This is a genomic window from Paenibacillus foliorum (genome assembly GCF_013141765.1).
In the GTDB taxonomy this organism is placed as follows: Bacteria; Bacillota; Bacilli; order Paenibacillales; family NBRC-103111; genus Paenibacillus_S; species Paenibacillus_S foliorum.
Genome location: NZ_WHOD01000071.1, coordinates 15377 through 41691, shown reverse-complemented (window position 1 = coordinate 41691; position 26315 = coordinate 15377). Strand labels below are relative to the sequence as shown.

The following is a 26315-nucleotide window of genomic DNA, read 5'->3' as shown; positions in this document are numbered from 1 at the left end:
AAATAATTATTTGTGATTCTAACACACGGAGGAACTTCGATGCAACAAAAAGTGGATGCATTACGGACCCTGATTAATGAACTACATGAAATCAAAGGTCGATCTTTCACACATGGGGCTTTGGATATGATCCTCTGGATGGATTCGAAGCTTGAGCTAACTGCACAGTTATTAAACGAGCTCTCAGTGGAGCTAAATAGTGAATACCCGGATCAACAAAGGATCCTAAATCGCGAATTGGAGGAGAGTGTGAGCATATGAGGCAAATTGATCTTATTAGTCTAAAGCTGAGAAATTTCAAGGGAATCAAGAATTTTGTTTTGGAATCGAAAGGCAGTAACACTTCTGTGTATGGTGACAACGCGGTCGGAAAGACCACAATCTTTGATTCCTTCACTTGGCTGCTGTTTGATAAAGACAGTCAGAACAAAAAGGATTTCGAGATTAAAACACTAGATAACAATGGGAAAGTGCTTCATAACCTTGAGCACGAGGTTGAAGGCACATTAGCTATTAGCGGACGGCGCCGAACGCTGCGTAAGGTTTTCACAGAAAAGTGGACAAGAAAGCGCGGCGCGGCAACATCTGAATTCACCGGTCACACAACGGATTATTTCATTGATGGGGTGCCGGCCAAGAAAGCCGAATATGACACTTGCGTGGATGAAATTGTTAGTGAAAACATCTTTAAGCTGCTGACCAGCCCGGCTTTCTTTAATGAGCAGTTGAAGTGGCAGGATCGTCGAAAAATCCTCCTAGAAGTGTGTGGAGATATCTCAGATAAAGAAGTTATCTCAAGCAGTGAAGCATTGTCAAAACTGCCGGCAATCCTCGGCGATCGTAGCATAGAGGATCATAGGAAGGTAATTGCTGCTAAGCGAGCAGAGATCAATAAAGAGTTGGAGAAAATCCCGATCCGAATTGATGAGGCCAACCGGAGTAAGCCGGATGTTGCCGAGCTAGATGAACAGTTTTTGGTCGATGATATTGCTACTTTGAAGTCCCGAATTCAAGAAAAAGAAGCTGAACTGGTACGGGTTCAGTCCGGTGGTGAAGTTGCAGTAAAAGAAAAGCGACTTCGGGAGATCGAAGGCGAGCTGCTGCAGCTAAAGAACCAGCTCCAAGCAGGCACAATGGACAAGGTTGCTGCCAAGAGGGAATCCATGAATAGCCTTCATAGCCAGTGCAATTCCTTACAGCGTTCCATAGAGGACAATCAGCGTCGAATTGAACAAAACTCTAAAGCCATGGAGAGGAATTCTGCCGAACGAGATCGGTTGCGTGAGCAGCATACCATAACCAATGCTGAAACCTTCAGTAGTCATCATGACGAGAATTGCCCTTCTTGCGGCCAATCTCTACCAGAGGATCAGATCAAAGCAGCTCACGACAAGGCATTTGCTATCTTTAATCGGAGTAAGTCAGAAAGACTGGAAGCCATATCAACACAAGGCCGAGCTGCTAAGTCCGAGTACGATCGGATGGATAAGGAAAATGCCTCTTTAAATGAATCCAATGGTTCGCTTACAGACCAGCTTACGGATAAAAGATCTGAGGTATCAGCAGTAGAAGCTGAGTTAATTGTTCTTCGAGAGGGCATGACTGACTTGAGTGCCGATCCTTCTTACATTAACAAGCAGCAAGAGGTGGAAGCGATAAAGCGTGACATTCTCGGCCTGCGCTCTTCTATGCAGGATACAGTGGATAAGATTCGCATTGATCTTGCGAAGGTCCGTAATGAGGTCTCATCGCTAGAGCAGGACAAAGCAAAAATTGCCCAGGCTGTAATGCTTTATAAGCGGATTGAAGAGCTTCAACAGCAAGAGAAACAACTTGCTGCAGAGTACGAGAAGTTTGAACATGAGCTTTTCCTAACTGAAGAGTTCATTCGCACTAAAGTCTCTCTATTGGAATCGAAAATAAATTCTAAATTCAAATACGCCCGGTTCAAATTGTTCGATCAACAAATCAACGGCGGACTGGCTGAGGTTTGTGAAACGCTTGGTGATGGAGTGCCATACTCAAGCGGCCTGAATCGCGCTGCTCAAGCAAATATTGGCCTCGATATAATCAACACGTTGTCAGAGCATTACGGCATATCAGCGCCGATCTTTATTGATAACGCAGAGGCCGTTACACAGATCATGGATACAAAAGGCCAGCAAATCAGGTTGATCGTTAGCGAGAAGGACAAGCAGCTTCGTGTAGAAGACCTAACAAAAACGATGCAGGAGGCGGTTTAGGTGTACAACATTGTTGAGAGTGTGAAAGCTCAAAAGAAGTACTGTGAAGAAAATCAGGCTCCTCATTTTGCGCCAGCTAGCGGTGTTTGCTGGAGTTGTCGGAAGAATATTTACACTCCAATTGAGTATCTGGGAAATGATCGAATCACCAAATATACAAGTGGTATTACAACTGAGAAGGCTTGCAATTCATTGGTCACCGGATGCCCTCATTGTAACCGAAGCTATTGCGATTAATAAAACTAAGGAGGCGGTTTACTTGTCAAACGCTATAGCTCAAAAGGAAGTATCACAGTCAGAGCGCTTTATGAACAAAGTAATTGCTCAGTTCGGATCAGGTGTAGGGGAAGTGGCTCTTACTAAATTTCAGCAAAGACTTGCTCAAAATTATTTCATCGCCTTGGATTCAGTCTTGAAAACAGCCGAGCAGAAGAGGAATGAAAAATACAATTCACTGCCGATTACTTGGCAAAACGTGAATATGGAGAAACTGGCTGTAAATGTTGTCTCATACGCTCGAATTGGTTTTGACCCCGCATTACCTAATCATATCAATTTAATTCCTTTCAAAAATAACAATACTAAAAATTATGATATCGGATTTATTGAAGGCTACCGTGGCCTGGAACTGAAGGCAATCAAATATGGACTTGATGTGCCGGATTACACCGTTGTGGAGGTAGTGTTTTCTACCGACAAATTCAAATCTATCAAGAAAGATCGCAATAATGCTTTAGAAAGTTATGAATTCGAGATTACCAATGATTTTAACCGAGGCGCAATTGTAGGTGGATTTTACTATCACATGTTTACCAAAGCTCCTGAGAAAAACAAACTGGTGACTTTAAGCCTTAAGGATATTGAGAAGAGGAAGCCAGATAAAGCAAGTGCTGAGTTCTGGGGTGGTGAGAAAGATATTTATGCAAACGGCCAAAAGACAGGCGAGAAGGAAGTTGTCGGGGGCTGGTACGAAAAGATGGTTGAGAAGACCATTTTCCGAGCCGCCTATGGATCTATCACTATTGATAGCCAGAAGATCGATGACGACTACATGAATCTGAAGCAAGCTGAAATGGCATTTGCTGAATCCGAAGCTCAAGAGGAAGTTACGCAGAATGCGAACCGTGAAGTTATCGACGTGACTCCTCAGCGTCCGCCCGAAATGACTCGACAAGAGTCATCGGCATTTAAAAATGAGAGTGAGAATCCTGTTGAGCAAACATTAGCAGGCTTTGAACAACAGAACCATGAGGCAGGAGCTTCCGCAGGGACTGATAGCTGGTGATTGAAATAACACCACTAGGTTCAAGCAGCGCTGGCAATGCCTATCGTGTGACAGATGGAGAAACAGTTCTACTTCTAGAAGCAGGGCTTCGTTACAAGGATATACAGCGAGCCCTTAACTTTAGAATCAGTCAAATAGCCGGCTGCCTAATCACACATGAACATATGGACCATTGTAAGGCAGCGGCTGACCTTGTAAAAGCTGGAGTTGACATCTATGCCTCATCGGGAACACTTGAGGCGTTACAGCTCCCTAGCCATCGAACGAAACAACTGCAAGCTCTTCAGCAGTTCACGATTGGTACATGGACCATATTACCCTTTGACGTTCAGCACGATGTATCGGAGCCTTTAGGCTTCTTGCTCGTTAATCAGGCCGGAGAGAAGCTGTTATTTGCTACCGACACCTATTACATAAAATACCGCTTCTCCGGGCTTACGCATATTTCTATTGAGTGCAATTATTCTATGAAACTATTAAACGAAAATATTTCTTCTGGAAGAGTTCCAGCCATTATGAAGAAACGGTTGCTCCGGTCTCATTTCAGTCTTGAGAACCTTAAGGACTTCTTTAGAGCCAACGATCTGAGCAAGGTGGAGGAGATATGGCTGCTGCATCTTAGCGACAACAACAGTGATGAAGCCATGTTTAAACGAGAGATTCAAGAGATTACTGGCAAGGTAGTTTATATAGCGGAAAGGTAAGTCTAAGTAAGCTTTATAGGAGGTCGACATATGCCTGACAGTTACCCCTTTCCTATATTCTCTGGTCTGTTGGAGCCCATACACTATAACCGAATAGGCAACGCAGTGTGGTTGTTCCTGTGGTGCATCAGCTCCACGACCAAAGATGTTGAAAAGGATGGTGTAACGTGGGGCATTGTCCTCGGGAATAAGCCTGTAAAGCTTACTGACTTGTCCGAGCGGTTTGATGTGACGGACAGGACCATTCGTTCATGGATCAAGGACTTAGAAAAGTATGAGTATATTCGTGTAACAAGAGCTCCTTACGGCCTAATTTTCACCGTGAAGAACTCCAAAAAATACAAAATCAGACCGGAAGAAAACTTCCTATCTGAGCCAGAGCGGAAGAAAACTTCCGATCCAGACCGGAAAGAAACTTCCGATCACCCGGAAGAAAACTTCCGATCTAATAAAGATATTATAAAGATATTAAATGATGTTGTTGTTGTTAGTGACCGGAGCTCTAAAATTTCAGATGAATCAAAACCATCTTCGATGATACAAGTTTTAGATGCCTTTTGTGAAATTCATAAAAAATCAGATCGCAATGTTACGCAGCGTGAGAGAGCGCTTATGAACCAGATGATCGCCGGGGGTGTCCCGTCACCCTTTATCATCCAGGTCATGCACGAGGTCTTCGTCGAACGTAAAGCCGGGGGCGAAGACATCAGCTCTTTCCTGTATTACGAAAAGCCGATTTACAAGGCTTGGAAAAACCAACAGCCCATAACCGATAAGCCAGCACCGACTGTAGCGGTCCCCCTTGGAGTTGTTCGGAAAAGTAATCTGCAGCTGCGAAACGAAGAAGCAAAACGAAAAATCAAGGAGGCTGAGGATCGTGAACGAGAGCGAAGTGAGAAAGCTTTTCTTGGTCATCCAGAACACGTACAACGGCTTTGATTACGACGATGACAAAGTAGCTGTATGGCATGACGTACTGAAAGAAACACCATTTGAATTAGCGCAGCGGAACTTGCGAGCTCATATCCTATCCGTCAAATTTCCTCCGGTACCGGCTGAAATTGCGATGTCGGAAGCCGAGCCCGAGCAGCTTGCTTTATATCACGAGGATCTTCGTACTTCAGCGCAGCAGCACCTTAGCAATTTGGAGGAATGGGCCAAGACAGCGACTCCACCACCGGAGCATGTGAGAGAGAGGTTGAAGAAGCTTGGAATCATACGAAACGGTTGAGCGGCCAATTGAGTTTGATCCTGAGCAGGCTGTCATCGGCGCCATACTCCTTGATAATGATGCAATTATTACGGTCTTAGGATTGCTGCTACCAGATGATTTTCAACGAGTGGCCAACCGGATTATTTACGAGTCAATGATCGAAATATACGACGCCAATGAGCCGATTGATTTGATCACCCTGATAGCTAATCTACAGCGTCGAAAGCAACTTGAAAATGTGGGCGGCCCTTTGTATCTGTCATCGATAGCTGGAGCTGTACCTACAGCTGCAAACGTTGATTACTATGCCAAAATCGTTCAGCAAGACTCCATCTCCAAACAAGCACGGAAACGGTTAATACAGCTTTCCCAGGACGATGAGATGGGTGCTGCTGAGATTGTGGCAGCCATGCAAGAGACGGCTTCTGACTTGGCTGGAAGGTCTGCATCTAATCGGGGCTTTCGGACATTCGTGGAGGTCGGAACGGAGTTCTACGAAGATTTGGAACATCGGCATACGCATCCTTCTGAGGGTGGAGTTACCGGAATCACATCGGGTTTCCCGGACTTAGATAAAATGACTTCAGGCTTTCAGCCGTCCGATTTGATTATCGTTGCAGCCCGACCATCTGTCGGAAAAACAGCATTTGCCTTGAACGTTGCACAAAGCGCGGGCAAAACATGCGGAGAACCTGTAGCGGTATTCAGCTTAGAAATGGGTGCTAAGCAGTTGGTACAGCGGATGGTCAGTGCAGAGGGGAATGTCGATGCAAGTCGGATCCGGACCGGGTACTTGGAGCAAGACGATTGGGAGAAAGTAACCATGGCTATGGGAGCATTGTCGGACGCTAATATCTTTATCGATGACAGCCCATCTATCACTGTGAACGAGATCCGAGCTAAGTGCCGGAAGCTGAAAAAGGAAAAGGGTCTTGGCATGATCCTGATCGATTACCTGCAGCTTATCTCAGGGAACGGTCGGAAGGAAAACCGGCAGCAAGAGGTCTCAGAAATATCACGCACCTTGAAGCAGATTGCTCGGGAACTGGATGTTCCGGTTATCGCACTTTCCCAGCTCAGTCGGGGTGTAGAGCAGCGACAAGACAAGCGACCGATGATGTCCGACATTCGAGAGTCCGGATCCATCGAGCAAGATGCTGATATCGTAGCCTTCTTGTACCGCGATGATTATTACGACAAGGAAACCGAGAAGAAGAATATCATCGAAATTATCATTGCTAAGCAGCGGAACGGTCCGGTTGGAACTGTTGAATTGGCCTTCCTGAAGAACTTTAATAAATTCGTTACGTTGGATCGAACTCATCAAGAGGAGCCGATACGATCCAAAAGCAGTAAAAACATTCCTGATATGCGGAGGCGTTCCGGATGAACGAGCCCTTGAACTGGAAAGAGGCGACTACCTCGCAGCTGCTGACAATAGCCTTTCACGAGTATGGAGCACATCTGGATGAACGATATGAGGCGGCAGCAGAGCTTCAGCGCCGGAATAAGCCGCATTACATTCGTGAAAATCATAAATTAAAACCTGTTTATCCAAAATGAAAAGGAGTGGCTACCATGTACCAGTTAACTATCAGTGGCAAAGCAGTAGGGCAGAAATACACAAATGAAGAAGGCGTATGGGCTGCTTATGTACGTATGCGTCCGAGTATTCTTGGACTTTGGTGGAGAAAGGTAAGCCCATGAGTAGGCTTGATCCGCTGTTCCAAACCAAATATAAATTTGTTGTTATCGAAAAAGGAAACAAGGAGCTAGGCGAGGTTTACGTACTCTCTGAGAAATACATAGTCGCCAGTAAACGAGCACTGCGAGGGCCAATCAGATGTGTGAAGGTGGTGAGTTGATTGCCACGTTATGTAGGGTTGGATCCTTCGACTAAAACCGGATTAGTGGTCCTGGATGAAGACGGTGAGGTTTGGGATGCTCGAGAGATCGAAGTGGGGCTTTATGGTCGAGATCCTAGCGCGAGACATATGCGCTTGCTAGTTCAAACTATCATAGGCTTGACTAACCCAAGTGATAGGGTAGCCATCGAAGGATTTGGATTTGCCAGCCAAGCCGGTTTCTTACTTGGAGGAATAGGCTGGGGAATACGGATGAGCCTCTACGAGCGAAAGACGAGCATGATTGAGGTTGCTCCATCTGCACTTAAGAAGTTTACCGGTGCAGGAGGCAATGCTGGTAAAGAGGCAGTTGCCGTTGAGGTATTTAAGCGATGGGGCTTTCAGCATAAAAGCAATAACGTAACAGACGCCTATGTACTTGCTCAAATAGCACGGGCTCTATATGAACCGGTTAAGCTCGTGAAATGCCAGCAGGAAGTAATAAAAAAACTGAAGGGATGATATGTGTGAGTTACATTGAGGCCGAGGGAGTACTGGTCAACGCCAATATGAAGAAGGGCGGCAAGTTGCTTCTGCAAATTGAGATTTCGGAAGATCTGGACAATAAAGAAGATTATTTTCACCTTCGTAAGATGATTGAAAGGAACGTGCGCTTCTCCTTAGAGAGCACAATAGTTTCTTACAAGGTGGAGATCAATGCCAAAACGAACAAACCAATCCGTGAGTATAAGGTGGATGAAACAGGTATTGTTTCTGAGGTGGCGAAGCCAGAAGGGGAGCAGCTTGAGGCAGACTTAGGTCTACCAAAAGAGCAAATTCCAGTGAAAGAGGAAAAGGTCGAAGCTGATCTCATTAAGATCGATGAATTCATCCGCAGTGGCTTAGCTCCTATCTATGACGATATGACATATGACTTTCCACATATCCTTTCTCGAGCTAGCGATGGTGTTACTTATGCGAAAATTGCTTACGAATTGAACATCTCTCTTGGAGAGTTTTCCGTCCTCATGGACGATTACCGTAAGCGCGTGGCTCCTCTTGCTATGAAGTGGCACGAATGGAAGGAAGCCCAAGAAAACGGTGGAGCTGGATCAACAGTTGAGCAAGGTATTGTTGAAGGTGATGATAATCAAACTGAATCCAATCAGGAAGCAGGCGATGTCATAAAACAGACGGACAGCAGTGGAGACTCAGAACAATCGAAAGATCATACGGAATCTGAACAACCTGCAGGCATTGACTCTGTAGACGTAGAGGGATTTATTTTGAAGAACAGCCCTACTTTTGAAGACATACAGTTTGATTTCCCGGGGCTGCTGAAACGTAAGAAAGATGGGGAGACATGGATGGAGATTGCTCAGAGTTTGAAAATATCATCAACTATCCTTCAAACGGCTTGGAATAAGTATAAAAAGAAAGTGAAAGAGGCAATGAAAGGGCAAGACGGGGCAGCGTAAGCTGCTCCTTCCAATATAAGGAGGCAGCATGAACGATTCAAGAATCCCCTTTGAGCAGCACCTTTTGCAGCTAAAGGATCATGAGCAAGAAGTATTTTGGATTGATGGTAAGGCATTTATTATCATGCCGGCTACGCTTGAAGATATCGAGAGGATCAATAAAGGGTACTTTTGTATGGATTAGAAGGCTGAGCTATGATAAGGCGTTTATGTTTGTAAATAAAAAAACTCTCTTTGAAGAGAGTTAATGCATGTTATCTTCACCTATAATGAGACTTTGAATATCATTGTTTGTTTCGACTGGGAGTCTTGTTTTAAAATAGCCAATTAGTGCATCTACTGCTTTCTCGGCTTGTGGTTCTGTAATACCAGCTTCATCAGCTATTTGTTTAGTGATAATGTGTTTCATAATTACCTCCATTTGGATTTTATCGAGATTATTATTTGCAGTAAATGGAGAATTATTCATGTTATAGTTTCAATCTTGGGAGGACAATCCCATGATATAAACCAAGTACCGGAGAATAAGGAGAGAATAAACATGAAATGGAAACAGGAATTATTATTTATTAAGAGAGATACAAACGGAGTGATCGTGGCAATTAGCGAAAAAACACCAGAGGGTTATATGGTCGAAACTAATGAAGAGATAGAAGCAGAAGAACAATCATAATAAAGAAATTCCCCAGCGTGTACCTTGGTCGGAGGCGCTGGGGAATATGTGTTCCTATCACCACTATATCATAGAGGATGGGTGAGGGGAATGGCTAATGAACATTGGAATGCATCAATCATTGATCTTATACCAGCATATAGACATACAAAGCGGATGATCGAGAAGGCTAAAGATGCATGTGACCCTAAAGAACAGAAAGCTCAGCGGGAACTTTTCGGTAGCATGATCCAGGATTGTGAATACGTGCTGGAATGGCTTGCAACAGGGCGTCGGCCAGGGAGCATGCGGGGCGTAGAGAAAAGGTATGAGCGTCCGTGGGACCCTGCTTGGCTAGATCGGTATGAATCACCAAATGGATGGACAGTACAGCGCGAGAGCAGAGAACTGACGGCGGACGAATGTTTTAGATTAGAAGAAGCGATGCATGACCTAACGGATCGAGAGAAGCAATGTTTTATTATGTATCACGTTGATGGCATGAGTGAATATGATATCGCTTTAGAGTTACATCTTGGAAGGAGCACGGTGCAGAAGTTTTTAGAACGAGCGGCAAAGAAAATTGAAGATGCGAAAATGAACAGCTTGTTCCTTTTGGAATAAGCTATATTTGTTATTTTGTGGTAATATTTAAGAGGACTTTTTTTATAGGGATGTGAAGTAGTGAAGTTCGATGAAGATCGGGTAAAGAAGTGGCTAATCAATTCTATTCTATTTATTCTACTTGCTATTTGTATAATGTTGATGCTGTTATTATTGGATTTGGTATTAGCTAGATACAAATTAAGTGGGTGGGATCCACTTGCCTTTTTAGGAGCAATAATTGGTGGATTTATAACGTTGGTTGGTGTTAGGATGACCATAAATAATCAATATAAGATGGATTTTATAAACAAACATCCTTTAAAACTTAAAAATTGCGAAGACGTTTTTAAAAGCATTGATGAGGCATTAGAAAGCGTTTATTATGATCTAGAAGTTAAAGACTTTTATCGATTAGGTGTGACCTTCACTAACTTATTAAGAAGAACTGACGAACTTAATACAAAAGCGGCCTCTGTGAGCCCACTTGTGTATTATAAAACAACCACGATTTTATATCATTTCGAAAAGTGGAACTCATTTTTAATGGGAAAATCTGAAAAAGTACTATTACAAAGAGAATTGGTAGAATTGATAAATGCTGAAATAAAACAAGTTAACTTATTGTCTATTGAGATCGGCGAGACTCTAATTTATGAAGCTGAGGAGTATGAAAAAATCACACGGTTTCGGTCCTAAGAGGAGCATTTGTCGCGTAATTTTGCGAATTAATGAAGAATATTGAAGGGGTGCTCTTTAAATGAAATGGAGAACGATTGATTGGTTTTGGTTATTGACTTTCACATTGTTTGCTCAAGGGATGGCATTTGTATATAAGGATTGGCTTATGCAGATTGTTTCTTATGGGTCTACATTCGTTTCATTAGCTTTAGGTGCTGTTGCCATTTACATCTCAGTTAGAGAAGCAACAAAAGGGGATAATGTTAAAGATCAAATTAATGTTATGCTAGCTGAAGTGAGAGAGAAAGTAAGTCAAATGGACACGAAACTAAACAACTTCGATCCACGTGAATTTAATAAAGAGAAGGATATTAAAATTGATGAAATTAGTGAGAATATAAAAAATGAACTTCAAGATAAATTATTGCAACAGAATTCATTAAGTCAAGAAGAGATAATAGCAATAGTTAACGAAAAAGTCGAACTCGCTAGTGAGCATTTAAAGTCATCTTTAACCATTAGTAACAGAGAAATCAGCGATCAGAATATTTCTGTTAATGTGCAAAAGAAAGGGACTAAGCTTCTTGGTGAAGAGATATTTTACCAAATAGTCAAGGAGAAAATTCGTGATTTTTTTAAGTCCGGTGATGAAATATCTGTCGAAACCATGAAAAATATCATTAAAGAGTATGGTCATTCAGATTTCGGTCATTTGCAATCAGTAATATTATTAATTAGATTAAGAAATGAAGGTGTTTTAAATATGAGTGCTGAGAAATATTATAAAAATTGAAGTACTATAACATCAATAAACTGAGTTGTTTTGTCGTCCAATGTGCCATTAAGTGAATAGTTGGATACTTGCAGTGAGTGGCGCAGAGATGCGTCATTTTTTGCTATGTGGTTATACAACCATAGCGGTGAAAAGGGAAGGGGGCGTAATGAAATTATAGAGGTTAATTGAATAATTCTATCAGGTAAGCATATACATTCTTTGTAGTTGAGACTAAATAAAAAATTTCATCTAAAGGAGGTAATATTTTGACAGAAGGAGACGAGGAATATGAAGCAGTAGCTACATTAAAAGTAGAAGGCTGGTTCTCCATCATTAAAAGAAAATCGGATGGTAAAGAAATATATTCTAAAAGATTTAATGATGAGTATTCGGCGTTGCAAGATGTGATGCAAGAATATGAAAAATATAAAGTGTAACAGAAAAAGCACCCTGACCGGTGCTTTTTTCTTTTGCTTAAAACCAACTTAACTTTATGGAGGTGTAGTAATGAGAATCGAGACACTGCCGATTGAACAGCTCAAGACCAACGGTTGGAACCCCAATGAAATGGATGATTACATATATAAATCATTGGTGGAGAGTATCCGTAAACATGGTGTGCTGCAGCCGATCCTGGTTCGATCTGATTTGACCATCATCAAAGGAGAGAAGCGCTGGCGGGCAGCTGGAGAAGCTGGCTTAAATGAAATCGTCTGCGTTATCGTTGAATCGAGCCAAGAAGAGGCTAAGCTACTAACCGTAAGCCTGGGGCATCTTCGGGGACATACCAATGAAGAGCTGCTTGCATCTTTATTGGAGGAGCTCTCGACTCACTTTTCTCTCGAGGAGATTGCGCTTCAATCAGGTTATCAGGCTGACGAGTTGGACAACCTTCTCCAGGGCCTGCCGGTCAATACGGATATCGATCCGACTGTCGTAGAAGATGATTTCGACGTGCAGCGTGCTCTAGATGAAATCAAAGATCCAGAAACCCGTTATGGTGATGTGTGGCAGCTCGGTCGGCATTTGTTGATGTGTGGTGATGCAACGAATAGAGCAGATGTACAACGGCTAATGGGTGAGGCGAGGGCTGCGCTTGTGGTTACTGACCCACCATATAATGTTGCGTTTAAAAGTGATTCAGTAAGGTTGGCCGCGGACGGCCGGGATACAATCATGAATGATGATATGCCAGCAGAGCAGTTCAAGGAGTTTTTGAATGCAGTCTTTGGGAGCTATGCTGCAGTCATGGATGCGACTGCTGCAATATATGTGTTTCACCCTTCTTCATATCAACGTGAGTTTGAAGATGCAATGAACGAAGCCGGCATCGTGGTCCGTACGCAGTGTATCTGGGTAAAGAACGCGTTCACCTTTGGTTTTGCTCAGTATAAGTACAAGCATGAGCCGGTTTTCTATGCGCATTTCAAAGGAAAGTCACCTGCATGGTATGGAGATCGAAAACAAACGACGGTTTGGAAAGCAGGGCTACCGGTTGAGCCTCCAGAGCCTGAGAGCATTTGGGAAGTGTCTCGAGGAGATGTGACCAAGTATGTTCATCCCACTCAAAAGCCGCTTGAGCTGATTGCAATACCAATCAGAAACAGCAGCAAGCGTGGGGATATCATCGTTGATTTATTCGGGGGCAGCGGTTCAACGCTGATGACCTGTGAGCAAACAGAACGTGATTGCCGGACCATGGAGCTTGATCCGATATTCTGTGATGTAATCAAGAAGAGGTACCTCGAAGCAACCGGCATAGAGCCGGTTCTTTTGTTTAGGGCTGAATCAGCGGCGTAATGAAGTATTACCTTTTCACTAATGAGTCACCATTTAAATCGAAGACCATAGGTTTGCCCTTTTCCTTTGGGTTCCAACCTTGTTTAATAGCTTCAGAAATTATAAATGAAGTATCTTTTGGTGTAATGACTTTCAAATTCTGGTCATCAATATGAGGGAATTCAACCCAAAGTCTATTTATATCCGATTTTATATAGACTTCAATTCTACGACCCTTTTCATGTCCATGTTCTGCAATAAGTGAAATAAAGTCCTTAGAGGGGGATATAATCCATCTAAACTCTTCATCATTAACTATTATCTTTCTGGAGCCTTTTTTACTTAATGTCATTGTGGGACCTTCCTTTTATGTATTGTAATAATATTCTATCGTATTTCTTCATAGCTGCAAGCTAGTTAAGTAATGAAAATAAAAAAAGAGGGCGCATCAACGCCCCCTTAACCACCGGGACACCCCCGGCGAGATCGTGATAGCCGTGGCCACGGAATCGAACACACGATCTCATATCCATTGTAACGTATCTGTGGGGTGTTCGCAATTGTCTAATGAAAATACGAACAGTAATAATGATGATTTGCTTTTACAACACGAGATTGAAGTCATTCAAGGCATCCTGGAATCCAAGTCCAAGTATCGAAAGATCGTTCAAGCCGGTATTGCTCGGTGGGTGAAGGACTTTCAGGACGGGCGGATTGAGATCAAGACGGTTGAGGATTTGAAGAAGCTCATTGAGATTGATATTGAGCTGCAGAAGGAAGAATTATAACTGTACAGAGTGTTGTTATTTTCATATCTGTCGTTCTTAGAATGTACAATGAAGAGTTGAAGATTGACTCTACTAACGCTAAGGACGTGATTTGAATGGAAAACCTCTTGAGAAAACGAATTGATGAAATGAAAAGAGAACGTGAAGGAAAGGACCTGTTGGAAATGGTTCTGAGTGGAAAGTTACCTAAGAAAAGTATAAGCGAAGAAATAAAAGTACTAACAGTGCATGTACCCAAAACTAAGTTAATTATGGGTATAGAAGAATATTGGAAGAGGGGCTAGCTCGTCCCTTTAATCCAATGCAACACATTGGAGGTGAGGTGAGATGTAGTGGCTAGAGGACGCTCTCCAGACAGAGATAGGGCAAAGAAGATGTGGCTCGACAGTAGCGGCACTATAAAACTCAAAGACATTGCTGCTGCTCTTGGTTTGGGTGAAACTCAGATAAGAAAGTGGAAGTCGCAAGACAAATGGGAAGCCGTACTGAATAGTAACGTTACTAATGAAACGAAAGGTAACGTTACTAAACGTAGTGGTGCGCCCAAAGGTAATAAAAATGCTGTTGGCAATAAAGGCGGGGCTCCGCTCGGGAGTAAGAATGCTAAAGGTAATAGGGGCGGGCATGGCGGCCCCTTTCGCAATAAGAAAGCACTTAAGACAGGTGAATATGAAACGATCTGGCTGGACGCTCTCGAAGACGATGAGCGTCTTTTGTATGAGCAGATTGATACTGACCCATACATTCAAGTGGATGAAGGAATTAAGCTAGCTTCAATGCGAGAGCGTAGGATGCTGCTCCGGATACAAAAGTTAATGAATGGCTTAACTGAAAAGGGGCGGCGAGTTCTTCAGCAGCGAGTAACCGTCAAGGACCCTGTTCAAATCCATGATGAGAAGACTGGGAAAACATCAACCATCATTCGTGAAAAGCAAGAAATGGTTACAACAGAGCTGGAGGAAACAGAGAAGCGTCTTATAGATGATATTCTTGCTCACGAGGAATCATTAACTCGTATCCAAGACAAGAAGGCCAAATGGATTGATCTGAAGTATCGAATGGAGGCAATCGATGAAGAGAAACAGGTTCGTATAGAAAAAATGAAGTATGAATTACAACTGCTGCGGGGCGGTAGTGATCCAAATGAGCCTGATAATGACGGATTCATGGATGCACTTCGTGGAAGAGTTGCGGAGGTGTGGGAAGACGATGGCAAAACCGAAGCTTAAACCTCCTACATTCAAGTGGAAGCCTTTCTCGAATAAACAGGTGAAGGTATTAACTTGGTGGATGCCAGAAAGTCCACATCATGATAAAGATGCACTTATTGCTGATGGCGCTGTACGTTCGGGGAAAACAGTAGCTATGTCATTTAGCTATGTGGTCTGGGCGACAGAAAATTATAATGGTGAACAATTTGGAATGGCTGGCAAGACAATAGGTGCCCTGCGCAGAAACGTGGTCGGATCACTTAAAAGGATGCTCGTCAGTCGCGGATACCAGGTACATGATAATCTCACAGAAAACATACTTACCATCAGTCATGGTCTAGTCGCAAACCACTTTTTCTTATTTGGTGGAAAGGACGAACGCTCACAGGATTTAATCCAAGGGATCACCTTAGCGGGCATGTTCTTCGATGAGGTGGCTTTGATGCCACGCAGCTTTGTTGATCAGGCGGTTGCCCGTTGTTCTATCGAGGGCTCCAAGTTCTGGTTTAACTGTAACCCCGCAGGCCCGTATCACTGGTTTAAAGTGGAGTGGATCGACAAAGCAAAACAAAAGCTGGCCCTGCACCTGCATTTCACGATGGATGATAACTTGTCGCTATCCGAAGCCGTACGTGAACGTTATCGGCGCATGTTTACTGGAATATTTTATAAGCGCTATATTTTGGGCTTATGGGTCCTTGCTGAAGGCATCATTTACGATATGTGGGACGATGATCTGAATACATTTGATGATAACGACCTTGTACCAGGCTTTAAGATGCTGGCAAGGCGCTACATCGCTCTCGATTACGGGACCAGTAACCCTATGGTGTTTCTGGACATATGGGATGATGGAGACGTCATCTGGATCCTGAACGAGTATTACTATTCGGGCAAGGATAAGGGCATCCAGAAAGAGGATAGCCAATATGCTGATGACTTCATGGAGTTTGTCGGAGATGAATACCCGCCATTGTATACGATCATCGATCCTTCGGCAGCCAGCTTCAAGGTGGCTTTGAGGAATCGGGGAGTTCGGATCAAGGATGCAGACAACGATGTCGAGGATGGCATACGTAACGTGTCTACGATGATGGCGAAGCGGAAGCTTAGGGTCCACAAGAAGAACTGCCCTAACTTCCTAAAAGAGAGAGCCAGTTATATCTGGGACGAGAAGGCGGCGGCAAGAGGTATTGAACAGCCGATGAAGCAGTTTGACCACAGCATGGATTGCATTAGGTATTTCACGAAAACGATTATTAAGCCGAGGAGAATAGCGGCGTGAAGAAAGGAGAGGCAAATATTTGAGCAGACGTAACAAGCATCGAAAGGTCATCACAGACGCGAGGCAACCACCAGAAGCGCAGAAGCTACCTAAGCCTAAATTACCGCCCGGGCTTACAATGGATGCGTTCAGTAACGTACTGGCTAGATTGGGAAGCGGTACGCCAAACCTGATAGAGGGTACCGAATATCCACTGACACGATTGAGTCAGAACTATCAGCTGATGAACAGCTTGTACCGATCACACTGGATTATCCGGCGTGTGATTGATACGATTCCTGAGGATATGACGCGTAACTGGATCACGATCACAACGCAGTTGGCGCCCGAGATGATCCGAAAGATTGATAAGCTGTGGCGTGTCAGAAAGGTGAAATCGAAGGTCCTTCAAGGCCTAAAGTGGGGGCGTCTGTATGGCGGTGCTGTTGGACTGATCATGATCGAAGGTCATCAGGATGAACTGGACCAACCGCTCGACTTCGATATGATAATGCCTGGCTCCTTCAAAGGATTGATGATCCTTGATCGTTGGTCCGGCGTATATCCAAGCAGCGATTTGGTTGACGATATTGACGATCCTGAGTTTGGATTGCCAAGGTCTTATCAGGTTACTCTTGACGAAGGTCAAACGATGAATGTTCATCACAGCAGAATCTTGAGATTCATCGGTCGGGAATTGCCCTATTGGGAAAAGCTTGCAGAAGTGAATTGGGGTGCCAGTGAGGTCGAGGTTGTATTCGATGAGTTGAAAAAGCGTGACAATACGAGTTGGAACATTGCACAGCTTATTTTTCTCGCTAACCTGCGAGTGCAGAAAACCGCCGATTGGGGTGAGATGTTAGCAATCGGTGATCCAAAGATTCAGGCCGATATCTACAATACAATTCAAGCTCAAAACTGGCTCATGTCGAATATGGGTATGCATATCATCGGTAAAGACGATGAATTTCAAACACATCAGTACAGCTTTGGTGGGTTAAACGAGATTTACGAAAGCTTCATGCTCGACATGGCCGGCGCAAGTTCTATCCCAGTAACCAAGTTATTTGGGAGAGCACCTGCAGGTATGAATGCTACCGGTGAGAGCGATATGCAGAACTATTATGAGACGGTACAGCAAGCACAGGAGTCATCGCTCGCTCCTGTACTCGATAAGCTGCTGCCAATTATGTGCATGTCTGAGTTTGGTGCGATTCCGGATGATATTGATTATGTGTTTGACCCGATACGGACCCCGAATGATAAAGAGGTAGCAGAGCTGGTGGACAAGAAAACAACGTCCATCATCAACGTGTTCCAGGCGGGTATTATCAGTCAGAAAACGTCGCTGAAAGAGCTCAAGCAGATGAGCGAATCAACGGGGATGTTCACGAACATCACGGACGAGGACATCGATCAGGCCGACGATGGAACGCATCAGGATGAGTTGCTTATGGGAGGAGGGCTAGAGGATTATGGACCTATGGGCTCCGAAAAGACGAATCGAAGCAACCTATCAACGAGCCCTCCGAGCTTCGATGCGAAGTTTAGAAAATTTATTAGTCGATTTAGACGATCCCATTGAAATACTAAGGGCGATTAGAAACTTTTCACGGAGTAAAGGCTTTGCCGTTTATTCTGAGGCTGCCGCAACTAAGATGGTAACGCATCTATTCACGGATGCTGGCCGAACGTGGAGGCAGGCAGCAAAGAAGAATAGCCGAGGGAGGTTTATCTATGAGGCGCTGCAAAAAGAAATGGCGGGTCCACTTGGCGGTACTGTTATGTCTCAAATTAACCGCAATGCCGAGCTTATTAGATCCTTGCCACTGGATATTGCCCGACAGGTCAACGGACACATCATGGCGGAAAGCCTTAAAGGGACAAGAGCCAGTAACATAGTGGAGCAGATCAAGGCATTTTTCCCGGAGGCATCCAAGACCAAGGCCGGGCTCATTGCAAGGACTGAAACCAGTAAAACGTCAACCGCTCTTACGCGAGCCCGCAGCCAAAGTATAGGGGTCAACTGGTATGTATGGCGTACGTCAAAAGATGCACGCGTACGGGACGCTCATGCGCGAATGGAAGGCGTTCTTGTGAAGTGGGACAGCCCGCCAAGCCCCGAGCAGCTTGACGGTGAGGCGAGGACATACGGACATTACCATTGCGGTGATATCTTCAATTGTCGCTGCTACCCAGAGCCGGTTATCGATTTGGACCTAATCAAATGGCCTGCTAACGTGCACTGGGGCGGTCGGATACAACGCATGTCACGAATACAGTTCGAAGCGATTATGTGAGGGGGGTTCCTTTCTTATTTAAGTCGTAAGTAATCATATAAACTGCCATATTGAACAAATGGGATCGCACATTTTGCGGTTCTTTTTTATTGCCTGAGAGGAGGTGATGAACAAATATGAGAGCCTATTACGGTTCGCGCTTCAGCCCCAATATGACAGCCACACCAGAAGGTTTCTTGATCGCACATAACGTCCCTATTGCCCGCGCAGGGTGGTATGAGTACTTGGGCGAGGAATTAGGGCTCGATGACCTTAGAGGGCAAATTGTGAAGGTTTACCGTAGCCCCGAAGAAGTCTTCAAGCCTGCTGCTATGGCGAGTTTCGAAGGGAAGGTTGCAACAGACGAACATCCACCAGAAGTTGTCACCCCTGAGAATGCTACTCGATACATGCGAGGGGCTGCACAAAACGTGCGGCAGGGCTCAGGCGGTGAGAGCGACCTTCTGATAGCTGATTTGGTGATATATGATCAAACACTCATCAGCGAGATTCAGGACGGAAAACGTGAGGTATCGTGCGGCTATGATTGTACCTATGTTCCAATGGAAGACGGCACATATCAACAGCAGCAAATCTGCGGTAATCATGTCGCCGTTGTAACAAATGGCAGAGCAGGTGACCGCGTTGCGATAAAAGATTCAAAACCAAACCCAGAACCGGAAGGAGAAACAAGAATGTCTAAAAAAATCGCATTACCGAAAAAGCAATCACGAGTTACCGACTTTTTGGCGGCTCTCGGATTGAAGCAATTCGCATTGGACGCAGAGCCCGAGGATATCCGTGAGGCAGTTGATGCCATGGCTGAGGAAAGAGCTGCCAATGACGAAAACGAAGAGACAGAAACGAAAGAAGAAACCAAAGATGCTGATCCAGCTATGCAAGCTTTGGCCGAGCAAGTCAGCAAACTGACGGAGTTGGTGACAGGCTTGATTCAAGCCAACAAGGCTGAACCGAAGCCTGAGGATGCGATTGATGCCATGATCGCTGAACTTGAAAAACCGACAGGTGACAACGACGAGGAAGAAAGCCATACCATCCCTGTTGAGCAAATGGATGAAGAAGGTCCTGTAACTAACCCAGAGGACCGCCCACATAGCGCGTTGACTGGTGACAATGCCTACAAGATTGCAGCACTAAAAGCAATGAAGCCGATCATTGCAGCAATCTCTGACCCTACTGAACGCAAGCGTGCCGTTGATGCTGCTATCGCGAGCATCAAAGCTAAACCGCATACCAACACTTACGCTGCCATCGACAAAGGTCGCAAAAAGCCAACAGCAGACAATCAGCCAGCATCTGGTAAGCCGTTAGCGCAGCAAGACCATTCGCAACTCGGTAAAGACATTGCTGCCAAATACAACCCACATTACCAAGCGAAAGCCTAAGGAGGGCGAATAATTATGCCAGGATCAGTAGTAGGAAAGTCTCTTAATCTGGGTTACCCAGGAAGTGTGTCTCGTAGTCAAGACGCCATCATCAGTAGCCGTGTTGTGAAGACGACGGATACGACTAATATCAGTTTTGGAGATCCAGCTGTACTTAATAGTGACAACACGTATTCCAAGTTCGGTGCTAGCAGCACGGCGGCCACATTCGCTGGCATCGCGGTACGTGAAGTCAAGCAAAGCACAGACTATCTCAGTCCACAAGGCTTTTATGCACCTGGACAACCGTGTGACGTGCTGAGCCGCGGTTCGATCACAATCACATGTAATGTAGGTACACCGACTGCTGGAGGAGCAGTTTACATCCGTACGATCGTTAATGCTGCAATACCTGCTGGGATAGTCGGTGGATTTGAAGCAGCTGCAGACAGCACGAACACAGTCCAGATCACCAATGCCAAATGGACAACCGGCAAGATGGATGCAAATCGCACTGCTGAAGTCACAATTCTATCACGGATCAATCCGTAATAAGGGGGACAATATACAATGAATTTAGCTACTACTCAATCTCAGAAAGTATTTACTGTGCCGGTTGGTGGCGGTTTGTTTACGAATGACGCTGCCGCAGTTGGATCCGGCATGGCCTTCTTGGTAGGGGAACTGGAGAAGCGTGACCCTCGCTTGCTAGAGCCACTTCAGTCTGTAACTTGGCAGCGCGATATCGTAGCTAAAACAGGCGGAGGATGGGTGGACTTCACATCCAATACTTTTGTTGATTACGCGACTACTGGTGGAAATGAAAGTGGAATTATCGGTGGGGAGACCAATGACATCCCGATCATGCAAGCGAATATGAACAAAGATGTTTACAAGGTATTCAACTTTGCAAACATTCTGAAAGTGCCGTTTGTTGATCAGCAAAAGCTACAAGGCATTGGACGTAGCCTTGACGATATTTTGGATAAGGGTATCCGTCTGAACTACAACAAAAGTATTGATAATGTGGTCTACAATGGGCTGCCAAGTTTCAAAATATATGGATTGATGAATAATCCAGTTGTTACAGCTGCTTCGGCAGCAAATGGCGCAATAAGTGGTACACCTCTTTGGTTGAACAAAACACCAGATGAGATTCTTGACGATGTGAATGCGGTTATCAATGCAACTTGGGCGGCATCTGAGTACGATCTTACTGGTATGGCGAACCATATCTTGATCCCTCCTACACAATATGCGTTCTTGGTCGGACGCAAGGTAAGTTCTGCCGGGAATATCTCTATCCTTCAATTTTTGCTTGAAAACAACATCGGAAAGAACCAAGGAAGAGAACTATATATTGCCCCTTCACGTTGGTGCACAGGTGCTGGAGTAGGTAGTACGGACCGTATGGTTGCATATGTGAACGATGACGACCGCGTGAACTTCGATTTACCGGTTCCACTCAGCCGTGTCATGACTCAGTCGCAAGTGACTGAGATGGCCTACCTGACTGCTTATGCTGCTCAGTTGGGCCAAGTTAAATTCTTATACTCACAATGCGCCCGTTATGTAGACGGAATCTAAGGAGGCTATATCCAAATGAGAATTTTTTCGAATGTTTCTCTTCAATTTGACCATCCGACCCAGGCATTCCCGGCTGAGGTCGTTCAACACCAAACATTTGCCACTGTTCCCGACTGGGTGAAAGAGTCTAGCATGTTCAAACTGGCTCTCGCTGACGAATCGATCACCGTGATTGAATCCAAACATGACGAGTACAAAGCGCAATATGGAGACAGCACCGACTCTAAGGCTGAAAAGGCGAGGCTTGCTGCAGAAGCTAAGGCAAAAGCTAAACAGGAAGCGGAAGAGGCAGCTAAGGTCGAAGAGGCGAGACTTAAGGCTGAGGCCGAAGAACTTGCCAAGCAATAGCAACAACAATAAGAAAGAGTGACGAAACATGACACCTAACAGTGGAATTATAGGGATTGCTTCTAACATTCGTTGTGGGAACAATCCCCCCTTTCTTTTAAATGATTTTTTTGCTATGTACCCGCAATTTGGTCTGAGCGTTGACGGAAATTACACGATACCTCCAGAAATTACGCAAATATATATCAATCTTGCCGATGCATGTATAAAGGAATCGCGGTGGCGAAGTTACTGGACAATTGCAATGGGATGGTTTGTTGCACACTTTATAACACTTTACCTACAGGGTACAGCTGACCCGAATAGCGGATCAGCTTGGGTTATGGCAGCAGGTCAGGCAAAAGGGCTGAATACCTCAGAATCAGTTGCCGATGTATCTGTGAGCATGGATTACAACCAGATCGGCCAGGATCTTGAAGGTTGGGCCGCGTGGAAGCTGACAATTTACGGCCAGCAGCTCGCAACAATTGGGAAGCTTGTTGGCAAAGGCGGCACGTATGTGTATTAGAGGTGAAGTGCCATGTTCAATCTATTTGCAAAAGTGACGAAGACAGCTGACTTATCGGCAGAGCTTAAGAAGCAACTCAACGAACTAGCAGGTACTCAGGTGTTTATAGGTGTGCCTGATGGTAGTGATAGTAACTGGTCAGAGGATATCACAAATGCTGAGTTACTCTATGTACATACGCATGGGGTCAGGCAGAAGGAAATGCGCGAGGAAATGAATCCAAAGGTTGAGAGCGGTGAGCTGACCTATAGCAAGGCGGTCCAAATGTACCTACATACACATGGATCGCCTCTTTGGCATTCTCCTCCACGTCCGGTTATTGAGCCTGCGCTTGAAAGTAAAAAAGAAGTCATTGCGAAGCAGCTGCGTAAAGTCGCTGAGTTTGCACTGGACGGCCAAGACTATGAGGTAGAGCTCCAGAAAGCCGGACTGTTGGGGCAAAATATTGCGCGAGCTTGGTTCGATGATCCCTCTAACGGCTGGGCTCCGAATTCTCCGGTGACGGAGGAAGCCAAAGGTAGTGACAGACCGCTGATCGATACCGGTGAGCTTCGTAAATCGATTATGTATGTCGTGGAAAAGGGGAATAAAGCATGATTAACATTAGTCGTGTTGTGACAAGCCGTAACTTTGCGCAGCCTAAAGGCTTTACCGTGTACCGGACCGCCGGTAACTGGGTAAGGGGGCGGTGGCTTGTGGATCCGGAAATCATATTAAAACTGCAAGGAACGATCACGGTAGCTAACAACAATGATCTGGAGCAAGTGCCCGAGGGTGATCGCGTAACAGGGTTGATGTGCTTTTATTCACCCCAACCGATGTACATTACGCGTAACAATGAAGAATTGTCTGCTACCGGGATCTCTGATGAGATTGTTTGGAAAGGCCATCGGTATCGCATTGTTTCGGTCGCGCCGTGGCAAGACTTCGGATACTACAAAGCGTTAGGTGTGAGAATGGCAGGTGATTAGATGACAGATACAGTTTTATCAATTACGGAGATTGAAAACTTTTTCCAAGCTTCCACAACTCGGATGCTCGGGCTAGATCCAAATGCACCGGCGAACCAAAAACGGGTAAGAGTAGCGTGGCCTTCAAAGGGAGCACCTGCTTGGAAGCATGAGGAGAATGTAGTATTCCTGATGATCGGTTACGCCGATGATTCGATCACACGACAGATGGATGTATCCTACGATCAAGCAGATGTCGATAATGCTAATCGAACTGTCAGCTATACGAGGGTTATCCATGTGAGCTGGACCTGCTACGGACCCAACAGCTTTAATGACGCTGATCTAATACGCAGCAACCTATTTCTACCGAAAACCAAGGCGGATCTGGCTGCAGTTAATTTGGCCTTGATCATAGATGTACCGATGCCAATGCGCACGCCGGAGCTGTTTGCAAGCCAGTGGTGGGATCGCACCTCATTTTTTGCAAGATTTAATGAAAAGGTCATCCGTCAGTCTGAGGTACCTTATCTCCAGAGCGCAGATGTTCGAATTATAGAAGGGTAGGTGAGAGAATTGACACAATCGCTTTCGAGCATTGTTAACGTTTCAGTGACCGTCTCGCCGGTATCGGTGGCGAACAGCGGCTTTAATCTCGGTTTGATCGTCGGAGATTCCACGATCATTTCAGCTGCGGATAGGGTCAAACTGTACAGCGGTACCGAAGATATGATTTCCGGTGGATGGGTGGGCACAGAACCGGAGTATTTAGCAGCGCAGGTTTATTTTAGTCAATCGCCTAGACCTAGTAAATTGGCCATCGGCAGATGGGACGCTACTGGCTCAGAGACCGCTGCTGCTGCTGTCACAGCTTGCAGAGCGAAAAACGGAGATTGGTATGCTGTGTATGTTTGCACTGTTCTCAAGGCCAACATCCTAGCTATTGCTGCTGTTGTTGAGGCGGCAACACCGTCATCCGTTTATTTTTATGATACGAAGGATGCAGAAGTGATAGCCGGTACAGCGGGTAACGTTATGGCAACGCTGAATGCGGCTAAGCGCCACAGAACGTTTGGTCAATACAGCACATCGAATTACGCTGCTGTTGCTGCAATGGGGTACGCGATGGGAGCAAATACCGGACTTGCCAATTCAGCTTATACCCTAGCGTACAAGTCTGAAGTCGGCATAGTACCCGAGGTACTTACAACAACTCAGGTTAACACGATCCTAGGCTTCAAAGGGAATGTTTATACGAATTACGGAGCGACATATAACCTACTAGTACAAGGGACCATGGCTGACGGGATCAGCTTCGATGAAGTGCTGAACTTGGATGTATTGACCAACGAGATACAGACAGCCATCATGAATTCTCTGACTTCTTCACCGAAGATCCCTCAGACTGAAGATGGTGTTAGCATGCTGGTTAGTGCTATTACTGACCCTTGCAATAACGCAAGGAATCGAGGTGTAATCGGTCCGGGTGTCTGGAATGCTGCCCCTATTCTAGGATTACAAACAGGAGACACGCTTTCTATAGGCTACATGATACTAGCTGAGTCGATTGCCAGCCAATCGCAAACAGATCGAGATGCAAGAAAGTCGCCCCCTATTTACGTGGCGATCAAACTGACCGGTGCTATTGAACACGTCGTGATCGGCGTTGTAGTCAACCGATAGGAGGGAAAACAGTGTCGACATCAATATACAGCTTTGGAGATGTTACCCTGACTCTCTCACACCCGTCTCTCGGTCAATATGTGGCAGGAGGAGAAGGCCTCGGCAGCATTTCTACATCTATGGCAACCGATAGGACGACGCACGATGTATCAGCAGATGGTTCAGTCATGGTCTCGAAGATCAAAGGCCGTAACGGGAGTCATGCGATAGCAATTCAACAGACTTCACCGTTAAACCAATGGCTACTCAAGGCCTACAACTATTTGGAAAATGCTCCTGCAAATGAGTGGGCCAAACTTTCGATTGTACAGAGGGCTCCATCCATGCACGATCTGATCACGTCAACCGGAGTCAGCTTTCAAAAGCTGCCCGACAAGCCGTATCAGGCGCAAGGTCAGCAAGTAACGTGGAATTTCATGGCTGCTGATATTCAGCAAGACGTTATATAGGAGGGGTAAAGCTTGAAACAAGTTGAAAAACATAAGGATGTAGAAATTAACGGGCGTACCTTTCGCATAAAAAAATTCGATGCGCTAACAGGGTCTTTTATGCTGATTAAGATAACGGGATTGCTGGCTCCATTAGTAAAGAATATGGACTTGGGCAAGCTTAAAGGCGTCAATGACGTAAGCGAAGTAGATCTAAAGGCGTTCAACATACCGGGTATCATGGAAGGTCTTGGAAGCCTCACCGAAGAGGATTTTAAATATGTCCAAGAAAGATCTTTGAGAGTTTGCGGCGAGATGCTTCCAGCAGGATTTACACCGGTATTGAATGGTGAGGGTAACTTTGGTGTATTAGGTTTGGAAGACGATACGATGACCGTACTTGCTTTGACAACGCACGCTTTGGTCTTTAATGTGAAAGGTTTTTTTCAAGGGAGTCCCTTGGCATCTATCGTCGGGGGGCTCTTGACTACATCCCAGCAAAACTAGTTAATGTTAACGAGTTCGCGTATGCGCCTGTTATGGCTGGTTTTTGGAGTCACAGGGATATAGTGGATTGCGTATTTTCATTTGACGATCTACTGGATGCACATGAAATGCTAGAAGTGA

General features: G+C 45.0%; 38 protein-coding genes. 36 read left to right on the top strand and 2 right to left on the bottom strand.

Going from position 1 to position 26315, the window contains the following annotated elements:
- Nucleotides 1-39: 39 nt before the first annotated feature.
- From GC093_RS20870 to GC093_RS20815, 13 genes are read left to right on the top strand one after another with little or no spacing between them, the layout of a single operon-like run.
- Nucleotides 40-261: a hypothetical protein gene (locus GC093_RS20870; protein WP_171653840.1), complete on the top strand. Its 222-nt coding sequence runs from the start codon at nucleotides 40-42 to the stop codon at nucleotides 259-261.
- The gene (locus tag GC093_RS20865; protein ID WP_171653838.1) at nucleotides 258-2243 is read left to right on the top strand and encodes a hypothetical protein; all 1986 of its coding nucleotides are present in this window, start codon (nucleotides 258-260) and stop codon (nucleotides 2241-2243) included. Before GC093_RS20870 ends, GC093_RS20865 begins: the two co-directional genes overlap by 4 nt.
- A 43-nt stretch (nucleotides 2244-2286) precedes the next feature.
- On the top strand, nucleotides 2287-3528 hold the full coding sequence (locus GC093_RS20860) for a recombinase family protein (protein ID WP_171653837.1): 1242 nt from the start codon (nucleotides 2287-2289) through the stop codon (nucleotides 3526-3528).
- On the top strand, nucleotides 3525-4232 hold the full coding sequence (locus GC093_RS20855; protein WP_171653836.1) for an MBL fold metallo-hydrolase: 708 nt from the start codon (nucleotides 3525-3527) through the stop codon (nucleotides 4230-4232). The genes GC093_RS20860 and GC093_RS20855 overlap by 4 nt, the downstream gene beginning before the upstream one ends.
- Before the next feature lie 30 nt (nucleotides 4233-4262).
- Nucleotides 4263-5171 (top strand): hypothetical protein, encoded by a 909-nt coding sequence (locus GC093_RS20850; RefSeq protein WP_171653835.1) that lies wholly within the window; start codon nucleotides 4263-4265, stop codon nucleotides 5169-5171.
- A complete protein-coding gene (locus GC093_RS20845; protein WP_171653834.1) occupies nucleotides 5110-5463 on the top strand; it encodes a replicative helicase loader/inhibitor in 354 nt (117 codons plus the stop codon). Before GC093_RS20850 ends, GC093_RS20845 begins: the two co-directional genes overlap by 62 nt.
- The gene (gene dnaB, locus GC093_RS20840) at nucleotides 5441-6835 is read left to right on the top strand and encodes a replicative DNA helicase (RefSeq protein WP_171653833.1); all 1395 of its coding nucleotides are present in this window, start codon (nucleotides 5441-5443) and stop codon (nucleotides 6833-6835) included. The genes GC093_RS20845 and dnaB overlap by 23 nt, the downstream gene beginning before the upstream one ends.
- A complete protein-coding gene (locus GC093_RS20835) occupies nucleotides 6832-7008 on the top strand; it encodes a hypothetical protein (protein ID WP_171653832.1) in 177 nt (58 codons plus the stop codon). Before dnaB ends, GC093_RS20835 begins: the two co-directional genes overlap by 4 nt.
- A gap of 15 nt (nucleotides 7009-7023) precedes the next feature.
- The gene (locus GC093_RS36465) at nucleotides 7024-7152 is read left to right on the top strand and encodes a hypothetical protein (RefSeq protein WP_281365282.1); all 129 of its coding nucleotides are present in this window, start codon (nucleotides 7024-7026) and stop codon (nucleotides 7150-7152) included.
- Nucleotides 7149-7310, top strand: coding sequence for a hypothetical protein (locus GC093_RS20830; RefSeq protein WP_171653831.1), 162 nt, complete (start codon nucleotides 7149-7151; stop codon nucleotides 7308-7310). Before GC093_RS36465 ends, GC093_RS20830 begins: the two co-directional genes overlap by 4 nt.
- Nucleotides 7311-7811, top strand: coding sequence for a RuvC family protein (locus GC093_RS20825; protein ID WP_171653830.1), 501 nt, complete (start codon nucleotides 7311-7313; stop codon nucleotides 7809-7811).
- Between the two features lie 5 nt (nucleotides 7812-7816).
- A complete protein-coding gene (locus GC093_RS35525) occupies nucleotides 7817-8767 on the top strand; it encodes a hypothetical protein (RefSeq protein WP_216624734.1) in 951 nt (316 codons plus the stop codon).
- Between the two features lie 28 nt (nucleotides 8768-8795).
- The gene (locus GC093_RS20815) at nucleotides 8796-8951 is read left to right on the top strand and encodes a hypothetical protein (RefSeq protein ID WP_171653829.1); all 156 of its coding nucleotides are present in this window, start codon (nucleotides 8796-8798) and stop codon (nucleotides 8949-8951) included.
- 60 nt (nucleotides 8952-9011) lie between these two features.
- Here GC093_RS20815 and GC093_RS20810 read toward each other — a convergent pair whose 3' ends face one another.
- Nucleotides 9012-9176 (bottom strand): hypothetical protein, encoded by a 165-nt coding sequence (locus tag GC093_RS20810; protein WP_171653828.1) that lies wholly within the window; start codon nucleotides 9174-9176, stop codon nucleotides 9012-9014.
- A gap of 132 nt (nucleotides 9177-9308) precedes the next feature.
- Here GC093_RS20810 and GC093_RS36460 point away from each other — a divergent pair, with 132 nt between their 5' ends.
- The 6 genes from GC093_RS36460 to GC093_RS20785 all read left to right on the top strand — a co-directional run bounded on the left by GC093_RS36460 (nucleotide 9309) and on the right by GC093_RS20785 (nucleotide 13278).
- Complete coding sequence (locus GC093_RS36460; protein ID WP_281365281.1) at nucleotides 9309-9440, top strand: hypothetical protein; 132 nt, start codon at nucleotides 9309-9311, stop codon at nucleotides 9438-9440.
- 90 nt (nucleotides 9441-9530) lie between these two features.
- On the top strand, nucleotides 9531-10043 hold the full coding sequence (locus tag GC093_RS20805) for a sigma factor-like helix-turn-helix DNA-binding protein (RefSeq protein WP_171653827.1): 513 nt from the start codon (nucleotides 9531-9533) through the stop codon (nucleotides 10041-10043).
- Nucleotides 10044-10103: 60 nt separating this feature from the next.
- Nucleotides 10104-10721, top strand: a complete 618-nt coding sequence (locus GC093_RS20800; protein WP_171653826.1) for a hypothetical protein — start codon at nucleotides 10104-10106, stop codon at nucleotides 10719-10721.
- Between the two features lie 61 nt (nucleotides 10722-10782).
- Nucleotides 10783-11496 carry a hypothetical protein gene (locus GC093_RS20795; protein ID WP_171653825.1) on the top strand — a complete coding sequence of 238 codons (714 nt, stop codon included), beginning with the start codon at nucleotides 10783-10785 and terminating at the stop codon, nucleotides 11494-11496.
- 248 nt (nucleotides 11497-11744) lie between these two features.
- Entirely contained in the window at nucleotides 11745-11915 is a 171-nt protein-coding gene (locus GC093_RS20790) for a hypothetical protein (RefSeq protein ID WP_171653824.1), read from the top strand.
- Nucleotides 11916-11985: 70 nt separating this feature from the next.
- Entirely contained in the window at nucleotides 11986-13278 is a 1293-nt protein-coding gene (locus GC093_RS20785; protein WP_171653823.1) for a DNA modification methylase, read from the top strand.
- A 7-nt stretch (nucleotides 13279-13285) separates the two neighbouring features.
- Here the strand turns inward: GC093_RS20785 and GC093_RS20780 are convergent, their stop codons facing one another.
- Nucleotides 13286-13609, bottom strand: coding sequence for a hypothetical protein (locus GC093_RS20780; RefSeq protein ID WP_171653822.1), 324 nt, complete (start codon nucleotides 13607-13609; stop codon nucleotides 13286-13288).
- A 208-nt stretch (nucleotides 13610-13817) separates the two neighbouring features.
- Here GC093_RS20780 and GC093_RS20775 point away from each other — a divergent pair, with 208 nt between their 5' ends.
- From GC093_RS20775 to GC093_RS20695, 17 genes are all read left to right on the top strand, one after another.
- Nucleotides 13818-14045 (top strand): hypothetical protein, encoded by a 228-nt coding sequence (locus GC093_RS20775; RefSeq protein WP_171653821.1) that lies wholly within the window; start codon nucleotides 13818-13820, stop codon nucleotides 14043-14045.
- A 95-nt stretch (nucleotides 14046-14140) separates the two neighbouring features.
- Nucleotides 14141-14329, top strand: coding sequence for a hypothetical protein (locus GC093_RS20770; RefSeq protein ID WP_171653820.1), 189 nt, complete (start codon nucleotides 14141-14143; stop codon nucleotides 14327-14329).
- 48 nt (nucleotides 14330-14377) lie between these two features.
- The gene (locus tag GC093_RS20765; RefSeq protein ID WP_312886581.1) at nucleotides 14378-15274 is read left to right on the top strand and encodes a phage terminase small subunit-related protein; all 897 of its coding nucleotides are present in this window, start codon (nucleotides 14378-14380) and stop codon (nucleotides 15272-15274) included.
- Nucleotides 15255-16541: a PBSX family phage terminase large subunit gene (locus GC093_RS20760; protein ID WP_171653819.1), complete on the top strand. Its 1287-nt coding sequence runs from the start codon at nucleotides 15255-15257 to the stop codon at nucleotides 16539-16541. The genes GC093_RS20765 and GC093_RS20760 overlap by 20 nt, the downstream gene beginning before the upstream one ends.
- 19 nt (nucleotides 16542-16560) lie before the next feature.
- Complete coding sequence (locus GC093_RS20755; protein ID WP_216624733.1) at nucleotides 16561-18105, top strand: phage portal protein; 1545 nt, start codon at nucleotides 16561-16563, stop codon at nucleotides 18103-18105.
- Nucleotides 18059-18820, top strand: a complete 762-nt coding sequence (locus tag GC093_RS20750; protein ID WP_216624732.1) for a phage head morphogenesis protein — start codon at nucleotides 18059-18061, stop codon at nucleotides 18818-18820. Before GC093_RS20755 ends, GC093_RS20750 begins: the two co-directional genes overlap by 47 nt.
- 152 nt (nucleotides 18821-18972) lie before the next feature.
- Nucleotides 18973-20205 (top strand): DUF2213 domain-containing protein, encoded by a 1233-nt coding sequence (locus GC093_RS20745; RefSeq protein ID WP_216624731.1) that lies wholly within the window; start codon nucleotides 18973-18975, stop codon nucleotides 20203-20205.
- Nucleotides 20206-20220: 15 nt separating this feature from the next.
- The gene (locus tag GC093_RS20740) at nucleotides 20221-20736 is read left to right on the top strand and encodes a structural cement protein Gp24 (RefSeq protein WP_171653816.1); all 516 of its coding nucleotides are present in this window, start codon (nucleotides 20221-20223) and stop codon (nucleotides 20734-20736) included.
- Between the two features lie 18 nt (nucleotides 20737-20754).
- Nucleotides 20755-21771, top strand: a complete 1017-nt coding sequence (locus tag GC093_RS20735) for a DUF2184 domain-containing protein (protein WP_171653815.1) — start codon at nucleotides 20755-20757, stop codon at nucleotides 21769-21771.
- Between the two features lie 15 nt (nucleotides 21772-21786).
- Entirely contained in the window at nucleotides 21787-22119 is a 333-nt protein-coding gene (locus GC093_RS35520; protein ID WP_216624730.1) for a hypothetical protein, read from the top strand.
- A gap of 28 nt (nucleotides 22120-22147) precedes the next feature.
- Nucleotides 22148-22627 (top strand): DUF4054 domain-containing protein, encoded by a 480-nt coding sequence (locus GC093_RS20725; protein WP_171653814.1) that lies wholly within the window; start codon nucleotides 22148-22150, stop codon nucleotides 22625-22627.
- Nucleotides 22628-22639: 12 nt separating this feature from the next.
- Entirely contained in the window at nucleotides 22640-23224 is a 585-nt protein-coding gene (locus GC093_RS20720; protein WP_171653813.1) for a phage virion morphogenesis protein, read from the top strand.
- Nucleotides 23221-23598, top strand: coding sequence for a hypothetical protein (locus tag GC093_RS20715; protein ID WP_171653812.1), 378 nt, complete (start codon nucleotides 23221-23223; stop codon nucleotides 23596-23598). Before GC093_RS20720 ends, GC093_RS20715 begins: the two co-directional genes overlap by 4 nt.
- Nucleotides 23599-24144: a phage neck terminator protein gene (locus tag GC093_RS20710; protein WP_171653811.1), complete on the top strand. Its 546-nt coding sequence runs from the start codon at nucleotides 23599-23601 to the stop codon at nucleotides 24142-24144. It begins immediately after the preceding gene.
- On the top strand, nucleotides 24145-25260 hold the full coding sequence (locus GC093_RS20705) for a DUF3383 family protein (RefSeq protein ID WP_216624729.1): 1116 nt from the start codon (nucleotides 24145-24147) through the stop codon (nucleotides 25258-25260).
- Nucleotides 25261-25271: 11 nt separating this feature from the next.
- The gene (locus GC093_RS20700; protein WP_171653810.1) at nucleotides 25272-25709 is read left to right on the top strand and encodes a tail tube family protein; all 438 of its coding nucleotides are present in this window, start codon (nucleotides 25272-25274) and stop codon (nucleotides 25707-25709) included.
- A 12-nt stretch (nucleotides 25710-25721) separates the two neighbouring features.
- Nucleotides 25722-26195, top strand: a complete 474-nt coding sequence (locus GC093_RS20695) for a phage tail assembly chaperone (protein WP_171653809.1) — start codon at nucleotides 25722-25724, stop codon at nucleotides 26193-26195.
- Nucleotides 26196-26315: the final 120 nt, after the last annotated feature.